The 15545-nt window shown below is 67.6% G+C and carries 12 protein-coding genes; 6 read left to right on the top strand and 6 right to left on the bottom strand.

Translation table 11 applies throughout. The features are described 5' to 3' along the window. The first annotated feature begins 5 nt into the window (after positions 1–5). The gene (locus C7402_RS29220; RefSeq protein ID WP_116613079.1) at positions 6–3038 is read left to right on the top strand and encodes an FAD-binding and (Fe-S)-binding domain-containing protein; all 3033 of its coding nucleotides are present in this window, start codon (positions 6–8) and stop codon (positions 3036–3038) included. 10 nt (positions 3039–3048) lie between these two features. Here the strand turns inward: C7402_RS29220 and C7402_RS29215 are convergent, their stop codons facing one another. The 3 genes from C7402_RS29215 to C7402_RS29205 are packed head-to-tail and all read right to left on the bottom strand — an operon-like array spanning position 3049 to position 6908. Next, a complete protein-coding gene (locus C7402_RS29215; protein WP_116613078.1) occupies positions 3049–4119 on the bottom strand; it encodes a serine hydrolase domain-containing protein in 1071 nt (356 codons plus the stop codon). Between the two features lie 40 nt (positions 4120–4159). After that, positions 4160–5482 (bottom strand): MFS transporter, encoded by a 1323-nt coding sequence (locus C7402_RS29210; protein ID WP_116613077.1) that lies wholly within the window; start codon positions 5480–5482, stop codon positions 4160–4162. Positions 5483–5492: 10 nt separating this feature from the next. Continuing rightward, positions 5493–6908, bottom strand: coding sequence for a M20 family metallopeptidase (locus C7402_RS29205; RefSeq protein WP_116613076.1), 1416 nt, complete (start codon positions 6906–6908; stop codon positions 5493–5495). A 149-nt stretch (positions 6909–7057) separates the two neighbouring features. Between C7402_RS29205 and C7402_RS29200 the strand changes: the two genes are divergently transcribed. Then, positions 7058–7966 carry a LysR family transcriptional regulator gene (locus C7402_RS29200; RefSeq protein WP_112174535.1) on the top strand — a complete coding sequence of 303 codons (909 nt, stop codon included), beginning with the start codon at positions 7058–7060 and terminating at the stop codon, positions 7964–7966. An 18-nt stretch (positions 7967–7984) separates the two neighbouring features. On the opposite strand, the gene C7402_RS29195 is transcribed toward C7402_RS29200, so the two are convergent. The 3 genes from C7402_RS29195 to C7402_RS29185 all read right to left on the bottom strand — a co-directional run bounded on the left by C7402_RS29195 (position 7985) and on the right by C7402_RS29185 (position 11357). After that, a complete protein-coding gene (locus C7402_RS29195; RefSeq protein WP_425273808.1) occupies positions 7985–9334 on the bottom strand; it encodes a type II toxin-antitoxin system HipA family toxin in 1350 nt (449 codons plus the stop codon). Beyond that, on the bottom strand, positions 9331–9723 hold the full coding sequence (locus C7402_RS29190; protein WP_224044404.1) for a helix-turn-helix transcriptional regulator: 393 nt from the start codon (positions 9721–9723) through the stop codon (positions 9331–9333). The genes C7402_RS29195 and C7402_RS29190 overlap by 4 nt, the downstream gene beginning before the upstream one ends. 323 nt (positions 9724–10046) lie before the next feature. Next, positions 10047–11357, bottom strand: coding sequence for an MFS transporter (locus C7402_RS29185; RefSeq protein ID WP_224044402.1), 1311 nt, complete (start codon positions 11355–11357; stop codon positions 10047–10049). Between the two features lie 191 nt (positions 11358–11548). Between C7402_RS29185 and C7402_RS29180 the strand changes: the two genes are divergently transcribed. From C7402_RS29180 to otnC, 4 genes are all read left to right on the top strand, one after another. Beyond that, positions 11549–12379 carry a FadR/GntR family transcriptional regulator gene (locus C7402_RS29180; RefSeq protein WP_116613073.1) on the top strand — a complete coding sequence of 277 codons (831 nt, stop codon included), beginning with the start codon at positions 11549–11551 and terminating at the stop codon, positions 12377–12379. Positions 12380–12506: 127 nt separating this feature from the next. Continuing rightward, on the top strand, positions 12507–13484 hold the full coding sequence (gene denD / locus C7402_RS29175; protein WP_112174448.1) for a D-erythronate dehydrogenase: 978 nt from the start codon (positions 12507–12509) through the stop codon (positions 13482–13484). Between the two features lie 82 nt (positions 13485–13566). Beyond that, positions 13567–14865, top strand: a complete 1299-nt coding sequence (gene otnK, locus C7402_RS29170) for a 3-oxo-tetronate kinase (RefSeq protein ID WP_116613072.1) — start codon at positions 13567–13569, stop codon at positions 14863–14865. Next, positions 14862–15524: a 3-oxo-tetronate 4-phosphate decarboxylase gene (gene otnC / locus C7402_RS29165; RefSeq protein ID WP_112174446.1), complete on the top strand. Its 663-nt coding sequence runs from the start codon at positions 14862–14864 to the stop codon at positions 15522–15524. The genes otnK and otnC overlap by 4 nt, the downstream gene beginning before the upstream one ends. The last annotated feature ends 21 nt before the right edge of the window (positions 15525–15545 follow it).

The raw sequence follows: 15545 nt of genomic DNA, 5'->3' as shown, positions 1-15545 counted from the left end.
CGATCATGGAAGGCGCACGGACTTCGGGCATGCTGGTCAAGCCGGTTCATCTGGTGCCGTCGAGCGCGGGCCATGGCTCGCCGCTCGCGCGGCGCTTGCGTGAGGCATTGCGCGGCGACGTGTATTTCGATGCGGCCAGTCGCGGCCGTTACGCGACGGACGCCTCGATCTACCAGATCATGCCCATCGGGGTGGTGGTGCCGCGCGATCAGGACGACCTGCGCGCGGCGCTGGAGATTGCCCGCGTCGAGCGCGCGCCGGTGCTCGCGCGTGGCGCGGGCACGAGCCAGTGCGGCCAGACGGTGGGCGAAGCGCTCGTGATCGACACGTCGAAGTGGCTCAACAACATCGTCGATTTCGACGCAGGCGCGCGTACCGTGACGGTCGAGCCCGGCGTCGTGCTCGATCATCTGAACGCGTGGCTCAAGCCGCACGGGCTGTGGTTTCCCGTGGATGTGTCGACGGCCGCGCAATGCACGATCGGCGGCATGGCGGGCAACAATTCCTGCGGCTCGCGCTCGATCGAATACGGCAACATGGTGCACAACGTGCTCGGCATCGACGCGATACTCGCGGACGGCGGCGAGGCGCGCTTCCAGTCGCTGAGCAAGCCGCACGAGGGCGCGCGGCTGGCGGCGCTGCTCGAAGGCGTGCAGCGCATCGCCACGCGCGAGCGCGGCGAGATTGCCGAGCGCATGCCGAAGGTGCTGCGCCGCGTGGCCGGCTACAACATCGACCTGTTCGACTGCCAGAACCCGCTTGCCTATACCGACGACGGCGTGGCGAATCTCGCGCATCTGCTGGTGGGCTCGGAGGGCACGCTCGCGTTCAGCCGGCAGATCACGCTGAAGCTCGCGCCGCTGCCCGCGCATAAAACGCTGGGCGTGGTGAGCTTTCCGACGTTCTGGCAGGCGATGGACTCGGCGCAGCACATCGTCAAGCTCAAGCCCACGGCCGTCGAGCTGGTGGATCGCACGATGATCGAACTCGCGCTCGGCAATCCCGGCTTCAAGCCGGTGATCGAAAAGGCGCTCGTGGGCAGGCCCGACGCGATCCTGCTGGTGGAGTTCGCGGGCGATAACCGCGACGATCAGGTGCGCCGCCTTAATGGGCTCGTCGAACTGATGGGCGACCTCGGCCTGCCGGACTCGGTCGTGAAGATGACCGATGCGAACGAGCAAAAGGCCCTGTGGGAAGTGCGCAAGGCGGGCCTGAACATCATGATGAGCATGAAGGGCGACGGCAAGCCCGTGTCGTTCATCGAAGATTGCGCCGTGCCGCTCGAACATCTCGCGGAGTACACGAGCCGCCTGACCGAAATCTTCCACCGGCACGGCACCGAAGGCACGTGGTACGCGCATGCGAGCGTCGGCACGCTGCACGTGCGCCCGATTCTCGACATGCGCCGCGACGGCGCGGCGAAAATGCGCGCGATAGGCGAGCAGGCCGCGGAGCTCGTGCGCGAGTACAAAGGCGCGTTCTCGGGCGAGCACGGCGACGGCCTGTGCCGCGGAGAATGGATTGCCTGGCAGTACGGACCGAAGATCAACCAGGCGTTCGCGGAGATCAAGCAGCTGTTCGACCCCGAAAACCGCTTCAATCCCGACAAGATCGTGCGTCCGCCGAAGATGGACGACGCGAAGCTGTTCCGTTTCGCGCCGGGCTATCGCGAGCGCCAGATGCGGCCCGTGCTCGACTGGTCCGCGTGGGACGTGGGGCGCGATCCGCTGACCGGGGTGCAAACGCCGCCCGGCAGCGGCGACGATCTGACCGGCGGCCTCGCGAAAGCGGTCGAGATGTGCAACAACAACGGCCACTGCCGCAAGTTCGACGCGGGCACGATGTGCCCGAGCTACCGCGTGACAAAGGACGAACAGCACGTGACGCGCGGGCGCGCCAACACCTTGCGGCTGGCGATCAGCGGACAACTGGGCGAGGAGGGCCTCGCGAGCGCGGAGGTGAAGGAAACGCTGGATCTGTGCGTCTCGTGCAAGGGCTGCAAACGCGACTGCCCGACCGGCGTGGACATGGCCAAGTTCAAGATCGAGGCGCGCGCGGCGTGGAGCGCGACGCACGGCGTGACGCTGCGCGACAGGATGATCGCGTTCCTGCCGCACTACGCGCATCGCGCCGCGCAGGCTGGCGGACTCGCGGCGGCGCTCGAACGCATTCCGCTCGCTTCGGCGTGGGCGAAGCGCGCTATCGGCTTCGCGCCGCAACGTACGCTGCCGCAGTTCCGCCGCTCGTTCCTGTCCGGCATGGCGAAAGATCCGGGCGCGAAGCCGGGCGCCGCCGCGATGCACAAAGAAGTGGTGTTGTTCGTCGACACCTTCAACGACAACTTCGAACCCGAAAACGCCCGCGCCGCGCAGCACGTGCTCGAAGCCGCCGGCTATGTCGTGCACCTGAACGTGCGCGGCGACGAGCGCCCGCTGTGCTGCGGCCGCACGTTCCTCGCCGCGGGCCTGGTCGATCAGGCGAAGCGCGAGGCGCGGCGACTGCTCGATACGCTCACGCCGTTCGTGGCGCGCGGCGTGTCGATCGTCGGGTTAGAGCCTTCGTGCCTGCTTTCGATGCGCGACGAGTTTCTGCAATACGGCTACGGCGACGAGGCGCGCGAACTCTCGAACGCGGCATTCCTGTTCGAAGAGTTCCTCGTGCGCGAGCAGCGCGCGGGCCGGCTCGATCTGCCGCTGCACAAGCTCGGCGCGCCGCGCGCGTGGGTGCACGGCCATTGCCACCAGAAGGCGTTCGATGCCTTCCGGCCGGTGCTCACGGTGCTCGGCTGGATTCCGGGGCTCGACGTGCAGCCGATCGAATCGTCGTGCTGCGGCATGGCGGGCAGCTTCGGCTACGAGGCCGAGCACTACGAAGCCTCGCAGGCCATGGCGGAACTGTCGCTGTTGCCGGCGGTGCGCAAAGCGGACCGCGCGGATCTCATCGTGGCGGACGGCACGAGCTGCCGCCACCAGATTCACGACGGCGCGAACGCCACGGCGCTCCACGTGGCGCGCGTGCTGGAGATGGCGCTCTCGTGACGCCGCCGGGCTATCGCGAGCACACGGCGTCCACGGCGTGCAGCATCTTGCCGAAGAACGCGTCGGCGAACTGCGAATCGAGCCAGCGCACGATCATCGCGATCCTGCGCTCGGGCTCGATCCACATGAACGAGCTGCCCGCGCCCACGCCGAAATAGCTCGACTCCGGCACGCTCGGAAACACGCGCCGCTGGGTGTTGAGCCAGACCAGCGCGCCATAGAACGGCGCGATCGGGCAGGGCGTGCGCATGCGCGCGATCCATTCGCCGGAGAGTACGCGGCGGCCCTGGGCCACGCCGTCGTCAAGCAGCATTTGCGCGACCTTCAACTGATCGTTCGCGCTCACCGACATGCCGCCGCCCCAGTGCGAGCCGCCGGGCACCGACTGCACGCGGCGGCCGCCGATGTCGATCCACGCCGCGTCGTAACCGACCCATTGCCAGTTCTCGCTTGCGCCAACGGGCCGCATGATCGCTTCGCGAAACACTTCGGGCAACGAGCGGCCGAACAGATGCAGGAGCGCGAGCGAAAGCTGGTTGATGCGCACGTCGTTGTATTCCCAGTACGCGCCGGGCGTGCGCAACGGGCGCAAGTCGCCTTTCTTGCCGTCGGGCGGTTCGCCGAACGTGACGGCGCGGTAGTGGTCCGCCTGGTCGGAGAGGCCGAAGCACGTGCCTTGCCATTCGCTCGTCTGTTGCAGCAGTTGCGTCCACGTGATGGGCGCGTTGTGCTCGCTCTCGAAGCCGATGCCGGGCACGCGCGCACGCACGGGCTCGTCGGGGTCGGGCAGGAGGCCGCGGTCGTGCGCGACGCCCGCGAGCAGCGCGAGATACGTCTTCGCGATGCTGAAGGTCAGATCGGGGCGATCGGGTTCGCCCCAGCGCGCGAGCATGCGGCCGTCCACGGCAATCGCGCCCGACACGGGCCCGCGATCGTGGATGGGCCCGAGCAGTCGGTTCCACGGCGGCGGGTCGTTCACGTGCACGCCGAACTTGCCGCTGGCGTTGCGGTCCCAGGCCGATTCGTGATCGACGGAAAACTGGATGGCGTCCTGCACTTCCTGCGGCAGATCGTGTTGCATGGGTACGGGTTTCCTTGCGTGTGCTTCGATATCGAGGGCTTCAGCGCGCGCCGAGCCGTGCGCGGGCCCAGACCAGCGTGACAAGGCTCAGCACCGCCGCGAACATCAGCCAGAGGCCCGGCGCGAGATTGTTGCCCGTGGCGGCGATGAGCGAGGCGACGGCGAGCGGCGTGAAGCCGCCGAACAGCGTGGTGCCGATGTTATAGGCGAGCGCCATGCCCGTGGTGCGCGTGCGGGTTGGGAAGAATCCTGCCATCAACGCCGGAATCGGCGCGAAATAGGTGACCTTGAGCACCGCGACCCACATCACGGCGACGAGCAGCGTGAGCAGCGACGGATGCGCGTTCACGAACATGAACGCGGGGTAGACGGTCAGGAAGAACAGCACGCCCGCCACGAACATGATGCGCGTGCGCCCCACCTTGTCCGACCAGTGGCCGACGATCGGCGTGAGCACGAAGGCGATCAGGCCCGCCATGAGCGTGGCGATAAAGCCCGACGAAGGCGCGAGGCCGAGCTGGCGCGCCGCATAGGTCGGCATATAGAGGAGCACGTATTGTGCGGAGGTGGTCAGCACCAGCGCGCCGATGGAAGCCAGCACGCGCGCTTTTTGCGTGGCGAGCAGCTCGCGCACGGGCGACTCGGCCTTTTCGCTGCGCTCGAATTCGGGCGTTTCGTCGATGCGCCGGCGGATATAAAGGCCCACCGGGCCGATCAGCATGCCGAACAGGAACGGCACGCGCCAGCCCCAGCTTTCCAGTTGCGGCGTCGTGAGCGCGCCCATGAGCACCGCGCCGAACAGGGAGGCGAGCAGCGTGCTCGCGCCCTGGCTCGAGAACTGCCAGCTCGACATGAAGCCGCTGCGTTGCGGGGCGTGCTCGATCAGGAAGGCCGTGGAACTGCCGAACTCGCCGCCCGCCGAAAAGCCTTGCAGCAGGCGCGACGCGAAAATGCCGATAGGCGCGAGGATGCCGATCGTCGCATAGGTGGGCATCAGCGCGACCATGGCGGTGCCGATCGTCATCATCGTGATGGAGAGCGTGAGCGAGGCCTTGCGGCCCTTGCGGTCGCTGTACGAGCCGAGCACGAGCGCGCCGACCGGCCGCGCGAGGTACGAGAGCGCGAACGTGCCGAGCGTGAGCAGCAGCGACATCGTGGCGTTGTGGACGGGGAAAAAGAGCTTCGAAAGCGTGGACGCGAAATAGCCGTACGCGATCAGGTCGTAGAACTCGAGCGCGTTGCCGATGGAAGTGGCGATGATCAGCCGCGAGACGCTCTTGCCCGATGCGGCGTGCGTGGCGTGCGTGGCGTGTGCGGCGTGTTTTGCGTGTTCTGCATGTTCGGCTACGGAATCGATGCTCATTGCCACGTCCTCATGCAAGCGTTGTAGAAACCTGCGGTGCGGGGTTGGAGGCGCCGGTTGCGCCGAGGTCCCAGAAGAGACCGGCCATGATGCGCAGCCCGTCGCGCACGACCGGGCCGAGCAGGTGCTCGTTCGGTGCGTGCTGCGAGCAGCCGGGGTATGAATGCGGCACCCAGAGCGTGGGCATGCCGAGCACGTCGGCGAACACGTCGTTGGGCAGCGTGCCGCCCAGGTTCGGCAGCAGCACGGGTTCTTCTCCCGTGGTTTCGCGCAGCGAGCGCAGCGCCCACTGCACCCAGGCGTTGTCGGGATCGACGCGCGTGGCGGGCGCGCCGCGCTCCACGTCCAGATCGACCATGCCGAAGCCGTGCGCATCGAGGTGATCGCGCACGATGCGCTCCAGGTTGCGCCAGTCCGTGCCCACCACGAAGCGGATCTGCATGTACGCGATGGCGTGCGGCGGAATCGCGTTCACGGGCTTTTCCGGGTTGCCCGTGCGGAACGCGAGCACTTCGAGATTGTTCCAGCCGAACACGCGTTCGGTGGGCGTGAGGCCCGGCTCGCCGTAGTCGCGGTCGACTTCGGGTTCGCCCGCATTGCCGCCCACGGCGATATCGGCGAGCGCGCGGCGCACCGACTCGGGAACAGGCGGCGGGCGCAGACCTTCCACGAGAATCTTGCCGTTCGCATCGACCATCGTGGCGATCGCATTGGCGAGCACCACGCCCGGATTGCGCAGCAGCCCGCCCCAGTTGCCGGAGTGATGGCCGCCTTCGCGCAGCGTGAGTTCGAGCTTGAAATTGACGAGGCCGCGCGAGCCGAGAAAGATCGTCGGGCGGTGCGCGCTCAGGCGCGGGCCGTCGGAGGCGATCAGCACGTCGGCGGCGAGTTCGTCGCGCAGTTGCGTGCACAGTTCGTGCAGGCCCGGCGAGCCGACTTCCTCGCCCGTTTCGAACAGCAGCTTGAGATTGAAGCCGAGCTTGCCGTCGCGCGCGTCGAGCACGGCCTTGAGCGCGGCGAGATTGATGCTGTGCTGGCCCTTGTTGTCGGCGGTGCCGCGGCCGTACCAGCGCTCGCCGTCGATCGTCACGTCCCACGGCGTGAGGCCCGCGCGCCACTGGGCGTCGTAGCCGCGCACCACGTCGCCGTGGCCATAGCTCAGCACCGTGGGCAGCGCGTCGCCTTCATGGCGGTGCGCGATGAGGAACGGGCCCGCGCCCTGCGCGGGATTGTCCGCCACGCGGCAGACGAAGCCCCACTGGGTAAGCAGCGGCGTGAGTTCGTCGTCCAGATAGGCGCGCAGGCGGCCGGCGCTGTCCGGCTCCTGGCTCTCGGTGCGGTACGCCACGCGGCGGCGCAGGTCGTCGAGGAAGCGGCCCGAATCGTAGTGGCCGGCAGCGGTTTGAATGGCGATGTCGCGGGTCAATGCGCGTCTCCGATGGCTGATACCCGGGGCTGATACCCGGTCCGAAACCCTGCAACGATCCTGCGGTCGCCGATATTTCTGCACAATTACAATATTTGCGACCTATCGTTGCCGAAACGGCAAAGCGCGCGCATCCCGCGCCCATCGACATGGACAACACCGCACTCCGTTATTTTCTGGAAGTGGCCCGCAGCGGCTCGCTGAGCAAGGCGTCCGAGCGGCTTTTCGTGGCCGTCTCGGCGCTCAGCCGCCAGATTGCCCGGCTCGAAGAGGAACTGGGCACGCCGCTATTCGAGCGGCGCCCGCGCGGCATGGTGCTGAGCGAGGCCGGGCGCCTGCTCGCGGAGCACGCGCGGCGCAGCCTGCTTGAAAGCGAGCGCGTGATCGGCGAGATTCGCGGGCTCAACGAAGGCGGGCGCGCGACCATACGCGTGGCGAGTTCCGAAGGTCTCGCGCCGCATTTTCTGCCACAGGTGTTCGCGCACTTTCTCAGGATGTATCCGCGAACGCATTTTCAGCTCGATGTGTCGGCGCCCGCCGTCGCCACGCAGCGCGTGAGGGAGGGCACGGCGGATATCGCGCTGTGCTTCAGCCTCGCGCCGGAGAAGGAGATTACCGTGCACTATTCGCAGCGCGCGCCGATTTTCGCGCTCATGCGCGGCGATCATCCGCTGGCGGCGCGCGAATCGGTGTCGCTGCGCGATCTGCTCGCGTGGCCGGTCGCGATGCACAACCAGGGCGTGACGATCCGGCAACTGTTCGATATCTCGTGCAGCCTGGAAGGGGTGGTCTTCGAGCCGGTGCTCGTGAGCAACTATCATGTGGCGCTGCAAAGCTTCGTACGACTGACCGATGCCGTCACGCTCACGGGCTACCTCACCGTGCGCGGCCGTCTCGAGGCGGAGGGCCTCGCCGCCGTGCCGCTGGCGAACCCGGAACTGCATCAGCGCACGTTGCAGGTCCAGACCATGGCGGGCCGAACGCTGCCGCAAGCCGTGCAGGCGTTTCTGGACCTGCTCACGCGTGCGATCGACGACGAATCGCTCGTGGCGGGGTGATGGCGCTCGGGATGACGTTCAGGCGAGGGGGGCGGTGGTAGTCATGAGCCGCGCGGCGAGCCTGCGCATGCCGGCGAACACGGCGTCGGCGATATCTTCGGGAAAGCCGGCGGGGATCTGCTTCGAGACCGTTTCGATCACGCGAGGCGTGTGCTGCGCCACCTGCGCGAGCATCGCTTCGACCTGCGCGGCGGCGAACCCCACACGGCGGCCTTGCTCGATCCAGTGCCGGGGGTAGATTTCCTCGATGCGATAGTGCCGGTTGCGCCCGCGCACGGCCATCGCGAGACTCGCGCGCTGTGGCGCGATATGGTTGCGGCCCCGCCCGATGATGGGGTGCACGGAGAGCACGTCGTAGAGCGGCGTGGCGGCATATTCGCTGCCTGGCAGGAGCGCGATGCTGTAGTTTTTCGCGTGGCCGTCCGTGGCCGCGAGCAGCCAGAAGAGGATTTGCGTGACGAAGAAGTTGCGGCGGTCGAGCGCGGCCTGCGCGGAACCGTCGAGCACTTCCATGATCGCGTCGATGCCGGGGCCGCCGTCGGCTTCGTACTTGGCGAGGCCGGACGTGCCGGTCGCCTGGCACAGGTCCTCCTGCGGGAGGCGCACGATCCATTTGCCGTCGCGCGCCGGGCGCCGGTCGAAGCGCTCGACCACGAGCGCCTTCATGTCCTCGAAGTGCGCGATCTCGCATGGCGCCACGGGCAGGCCGTACGCCGCGATGATCTGCGTGCAGAGCCACTCGTTTTCCACCGAAGTGCGCATGTCGGCGCGCATGTTGCCGACCAGACCGAGCGGCAGCTTGAGGATATGCGTGGTGGGCGTGCTGCCCTCGGGAAGCAGCCACTGGCCGCGATGGCGCAGCAGCGCGGTCTTTTCCTGTGCCCCGGCAATCGACAGGCGCAGGCTGTCCACGGAGTCGTGCTCGCCCGCGTGCGGGGTGGCGGTGGTGTCGCGCAGCAACTGGGCGATGTCGGGCTCGCCCAACGCGCGGCCCTTGATGGTCCTGAGGCTGGCGGGCGTTTCCTCCGCCGGAAGAATCTGCAACGCCCCGACGCAGTCGCGGCCGAGCGCGGCGAGCAGTTCGAACGGCGAGGTGCCGCCTGTCTGGTAGCGCGCGGCGATGCGCCTGCGAATGCGGTCGCTGTCCGGCAGCAGATTGTCGAAATAGTCGGCCACGACGCGGCCGCGATACGGCTGGTTGCCGGGCGTGAAGGGCAGCGAGAGGGAGAGCGGGCGGCCTTGTTCGTCGTCGATCCAGCTATCGAGGTACACGAGCCGCTCGCTGCCGCGCGCGCTTTCCCAGTAGCCCACAGGCAGGCCGTTCATCCACAGGTCGAGGCGGCTCGGAAGGCGGGGGCGTGTGCTCACCAGTCTTCCCTCGACTTGCTGCGGGCGGTGGTTTTGCGCGGCGGCCTGGCGGTTTGTGTAGCGGACGATGGAGCGGCAGGTGTAGCGGCAGGTGTAGCGCGGCGACGCGGTTTTGCGGCCGCTGGCGCCGCCGCGCTGGATATTTTGGCGGCGACGACGGGCGCTGCCTGCGCTTGCGGCGCGGCGAATTTCATTTCGACATCGACGAGCCGCAGAACGCGAAACAGCCGCTCGACGCTGGCGGACTCGGGGTTGGCCTCGAATGCGGCGTAGCTTTGCTGCGAGATGCCGAGCCGCCGGGCCAAGGCCTCCTGGGTGAGGCCCGCTTTCTTCCGGAAGCCGACGAGGATCGGGCGCAACTGGCTCAGTGTCTTGACAGGGTAGTCCACGGGATTTCGGGGCGGCGGCCCGCATGGCGCAAGTGAATACAGTCTATACGTTGTAAAGTGAAAATACAAACCACAGGCTGTAACCGGAGAATACAGGCTATGGTTTGTATGAGGGTGCTGGACGGGATGACAGGGTGGGGTCCACATACGCAACTAACAGCCTGCCGCGGCATGCGCACCCCACAGCCGCTTCGCGGCCAGAGCGCCTTGCCGGGCAGGCCGGCAACGCCGCGAACCGGCGAGCCGAAGGGCAAAAACGCACGCGGGGAATGAAGCCTTTCGGCCTCATTCCCCGCGTGTGAACGACAAACGGTGCAGCAGTATCAGCGATTCACGATGCGCGCCGGCACGAGGAACGTGAGCAGCGCGCCGAGCATGAGCGCCCCCGCCATCGTATAGAGGCCGGTATTGGTGCTATGCGTGAGATCCTTCATGAAGCCGATGAAATACGGCCCCGCGAAGCCCGCGAGATTGCCCACGGAGTTGATGAGCGCAATGCCGGCCGCCGCGGCCGAGCCGCCGAGAAACGCGGTCGGCAGACTCCAGAACATCGGCAGCGTCGAGAGGGCGCCTGCCGCCGCGAGCGTGAGGCCCACCATCGCGAGCACCGGCTGGTCGCCGAACATGGCCGAGGCGATCAGGCCCACGCCGCCGAGCACCGAAACGAACGCCAGGTGCCAGCGGCGTTCGCGCCGCCGGTCGGCGCTGCGCGAGGCGAGGCCCATCGTCACGACGGCGGCCGCGTAGGGAATCGTGGTCAGCAGGCCGATCATGAGCGGGTCTTTCACGCCCGTGGAGGAGATCAGCGTGGGCAGCCAGAAGCCCACCGTATAGAACCCGCAGATCAGGCAGAAGTAGATCGCCGTGAGCAGCCACACGCGGCGGTTCGTGAACACTTCTCGCATTGAATGGTCCGCCTTGTGCGCGGAGTCGGCGGCGATCTGCGCTTCGAGCAGCGCGCGTTCTTCCCCGGTGAGCCACTTCGCCTTCTTGATGCCGTCCGTCAACACCACGAACGCGGCGATGCCAACGACGATCGAGGGCAGTCCTTCCACGAAGAAGAGCCACTGCCAGCCCGCGTAACCCATCGCGCCGCTCAACGCATGCAGCAGGTAGCCCGAAAGCGGCCCGCCGATGAGGCCCGAAACGGGCACGGCCATCGCGAACGCGGCGAACATCTTGCCGCGCCGGTGCGAGGGATACCAGTACGAGAGGTAGAGAATCACGCCGGGATAGAAGCCCGCTTCGGCCAGACCCAGCAGGAAGCGCATCACGTAGAACTGGGTGGGCGTGGTCACGAAGGCCATGCCCGAGGAAATGATGCCCCAGGTGATCATGATGCGCGCCATCCACAGCCTCGCGCCCACGCGGTGCAGGATGATGTTGCTGGGAATTTCGACGAGGAAGTAGGCAATGAAGAAGATGCCGGCGCCCAGGCCGTAGACCGTGTCCGAGAAGTGCAGGTCGGACGACATTTGCAGCTTCGCGAAGCCCACGTTCACGCGATCCAGATACGCGACGAGGTAGCACAGCATCAGGAACGGCACGATGCGCCGCGTGACTTTGGCGTAGGTGCGCGCTTCGAATTCGCGCTTCTCGCCTGTTTCGATGATCCCGACCGACTCTTGCAGCACGGCTGTCTCCTTAAGTTCGCTTGCGCGAAAGGCCGGTGTGCCGCGGGCAGCGCAACCGGCATTCAGCGCAAAATTTGTATGATGAGCATATGTAATATCTTTTGCCGGTTGGATGTTAGGTTAAAAGGCGGTAAGGTGTCAACGCGTCACCGATCAACGCCGTTTTCGGGTCTTTCCTGAAGCTCAAACACATGAACAACCCCACATCCACGCCGTCGCGCACGGTCGCGTTCGAGGCCCCCAACATCACGAGCGCGGGCACGCTCGCCGACCGGGTCACCGCGGTGCTGCTCGAAAAGATCACGAGCGGCGACTTCCCGCCGGGCGCGCGGCTGCCGACCGAACAGGTCATCTGCGAGCGCTTCGGCGTGAGCCGCACCGTGGTTCGCGAAGCGATCTCGCGCCTGAAGTCCGAAGGGCTCGTGGAGGTGAGGCAGGGCAGCGGTATGGTCGTGCGCGAGGCCAGCCGGGCGGCCACGTTCCGGCTGCCCGTCGAGGTCAACGATTCCGTGGAGGCGGTCCTGCGGGTGACGGAGTTGCGCCGCGGCATCGAGGCCGAAGCGGCGGCGCTCGCCGCCGAGCGGCGCACGCGCACGCAACTCGCCGAAATCAAGCGCGCGCTCGCCGCGATCGACACGGCCGCAAAGCAGCAGCGCGACGGCGTGGAGGAGGACCAGGCGTTCCACATGGCCATTTCGCACGCCACCGGTAATTCCCTGTATCCGCCCATGCTCGAATATCTCGGCCAGTTCGTGCGCGCGGCGATCCTCCTCACGCGCACCAACGAAGCGCGGCGCGGCGACTTTTCCGAGCAGGTGCGCGCCGAGCACAAGGCGATCTACGACGCGATCGCCGCGCAGGATCCGGTTGCGGCGCGCCAGGCCGTCATCACCCACATCGACAACGCGGGCGCGCGCATCCAGGTGGCCGGCCCGGCGTTCTGGGCGGGCGAGGGCAGCACCGCCGCCCAGCCGCTGCTGGAGGAAGGCAAGCGCGTGGCGCGCAAACGCACCCCCCGCTGACGTTTCCGGCGCGGCGCGGCGGCGGGGGCTGCACAGCGGACTTGCGCGATTCGCTAAAAGGTAAGATCATCATACAACTTTTTAGCGGAAGCATCCGCCGCCATCCCGTAGAACGAAGGAGACGACGATGGAAATCGTGGTGACCGGCGCCGCCGGCTTTCTGGGCCAACGCCTGATTCGTACGCTGCTCGCACGCGGTGAATTGACGGGCGCCGATGGGCGCGCGCAGCGCATCGAGAAAATTCGCGCGTTCGACGTGGTCGCGCTTCAAGGCATCGACGACGCGCGCGTCGAGGTGCTCACAGGCGACATCAGCGACGCACAGCAGATCGAAGCGCTGATCGGTCCGCGCACCGCGAGCGTGTTCCACCTCGCGGCGATCGTTTCGGGCCAGGCCGAGCAGGAGTTCGACCTTGGCATGACCATCAACTTCGACGCCACGCGCACGCTGTTCGAGCGCATTCGCGCACTGGAAACACGCGCGCGCTTCGTGATGACGAGTTCGGTCGCCGTGTTCGGCGGCGATCTGCCGGCCACCGTCGAAGACACGCACGTCTGGTCGCCGAAAAGCTCGTATGGCACGCAAAAGGCGCTGTCCGACCTGCTGCTCGCCGACTACAGCCGCCGCGGCTACCTCGACGGGCGCAGCCTGCGCATGCCCACCGTCGTGGTGCGTCCCGGCAAGCCGAATCGCGCGGCGTCGAGCTTCGCGAGCGGCATCATCCGCGAGCCGGTCAACGGCGTGGAAGCGGTGTGCCCCGTCGCGCCCGAAACGCTGCTGTGGCTCATGTCGCCGGACCGCGCCGTGGAAAACCTCGTGCACGGCCATGAACTGCCTGCCGAACGTCTCGAACAAGGGCGCGTCATCAACATGCCGGGGCTTTCGGTGACGGTGAGCGAGATGCTCGCTTCGCTGCGCCGCATTGCGGGCGACACCGTGGCCGACCGGGTGCGCTTCGAGCGCGACCCGGCCATCGAAAAGATCGTCAATTCGTGGCCCGGCAACTTCTCCGCGCCTTATGCGCGCTCGCTCGGCTTCGTGTTCGACGCGAACTTCGACGACGTCGTACGCGCATTCATCGAGCGCGACGCTCTCGTACGCTGATACGCCACGACCCACGTCACGACGCGCGGCCAGCACTAGCCCGCTGGCGCGCGCCGCGCTCGCGCAACCGGACTCCCTCGCCATGTCTTCCTCTTCCGTCCTGCTCGGCTGCATTGCCGACGATTTCACGGGCGCGACCGATCTCGCGAACATGCTGGTGCGCGGCGGCATGCGCACCGTGCAAACCATCGGCGTGCCCGCCGAGCCGCTCGACACGCCCGCGCAAGCCGTGGTCGTCGCGCTGAAGTCGCGCACCGCGCCGCGCGACGAAGCCCTAGCCGAATCGCTCGCCGCGCTCGAATGGCTGCGCTCGCTCGGCTGCCGCCAGTTCTACTTCAAGTACTGCTCGACCTTCGACTCCACCGACGAAGGCAACATCGGCCCGGTCGCGGACGCGCTCATGCAGGCACTCGGCACATCGTTCGCGGTGGCGTGCCCGGCGTTTCCGGAGAGCGGCCGCACGGTGTATCGCGGGCATCTGTTCGTGGGCGACGTGCCGCTCAACGAGTCGGGCATGCAGAACCACCCGCTCACGCCCATGACCGACGCGAATCTCGTGCGCACGCTCCAGCGGCAAACGCCTTCGAAGGTCGGCCTGCTGCGCTACGACGCGATCCAGCGCGGCGTGCCGGCGCTCGCCGAAGCGCGCGCGCAACTGGCCGCGCAGGGCGTGCGCGTGGCCATTGCCGACGCGATTTCGGACGCCGACCTGCACACGCTGGGCGAATCGTGCGCCGACGATCTGCTCGTCACCGGCGGCTCGGGTCTCGCCCAGGGCTTGCCCGCCAACTTCGCCCGCGCAGGCCTGCTCGACACGACCGGCGCGGCGCAGCAGCTTCCGGCAGTGCAGGGCCTGGCCGCCGTGCTGGCAGGCAGTTGCTCGCGCGCGACGCAAGGTCAGGTCGCGCACTGGCGCGAGCACGGCCGCCCCGCGTTCCGCATCGAGCCGCTCGCGCTCGCCGCCAACGCCCAGGCCGTGGTGGACGCCGCGCTCGCCTTCGCGCGCGAGCGCGTGGCCCGCGAGCCGGTGCTGATCTACGCCACGAGCGCGCCCGACGAAGTGGCGCAGGCGCAGCAAACGCTCGGCACGGCCGCCTCCGGCGCGCTGGTCGAGGAGGCGCTGGCGAACGTGGCGCGCGGGCTCGAACATATGGGCGTGCGGCGCTTCGTCGTGGCGGGCGGGGAAACCTCGGGCTCGGTCGTGAACGCGCTCGGCGTGAGTTCGCTCGCGATCGGCCCGCAGATCGATCCCGGCGTGCCCTGGACGGTTTCGGACGGCGCGCGCCATGCGCTCGCGCTCAAGTCGGGCAACTTCGGCTCGGTCGACTTCTTCGAGAAGGCGCTGGCGCAGTGCGAGCGCATCATGGAGCCGGCGCCATGAGCGCGATCCTTCCGGCGGATCATGCCGCCGAGAATCGCGCGCGCGAAGAGATCGCGCGCATCGGCGCCGATCTTTACGCGCGCCGCTACACGGTCGGCTCGGCGGGCAACATCAGCGCGCGGCTGGCTGACGGCTGGCTCATCACGCCCACCGACGCGTGTCTCGGTCATCTCGATCCCGCCGCCATCGCCAAGGTGGACGCAAGCGGGCAGTGGGTGAGTGGCGACAAGCCGTCGAAAACCCTGGCGCTGCATCGCAACGTCTACGAAGTGAATCCTTCGATGAACGGCGTGGTGCACACGCATTCCACGCATCTCGTCGCGCTTACGCTCGCGGGCGTGTGGCAGCCCGACGACGTGTTGCCGCCCATCACGCCGTATTACGTGATGAAGGTGGGCCACGTGCCGCTCGTGCCGTATCGCCGCCCCGGCGACCCGGAAGTGGCCGCACGCATCCGCGCGCTGGCGAACGACGTGCGCGGCGTGTTGCTCGAACGCCTCGGGCCCGTGGTGTGGGGCGCAAGCGTCTCGCAGGCGGCCTGGGCGCTCGAGGAACTTGAGGAAACCGCGCGCCTGTGGCTCATGACCACGCCCCGGCCCGCGCCGCTCACCGAGGCGCAGATCGACGAGCTGCGCACGACGTTCAACGCGAAGTGGTGAACGCGCGACCCGCGCGCCGAC

Source organism: Paraburkholderia unamae, from assembly GCF_003096875.1.
GTDB classification, from domain to species: domain Bacteria; phylum Pseudomonadota; class Gammaproteobacteria; order Burkholderiales; family Burkholderiaceae; genus Paraburkholderia; species Paraburkholderia unamae.
Note: the sequence above shows the minus strand (reverse complement) of the source record. Positions and strands in the feature narration are given on the sequence as shown.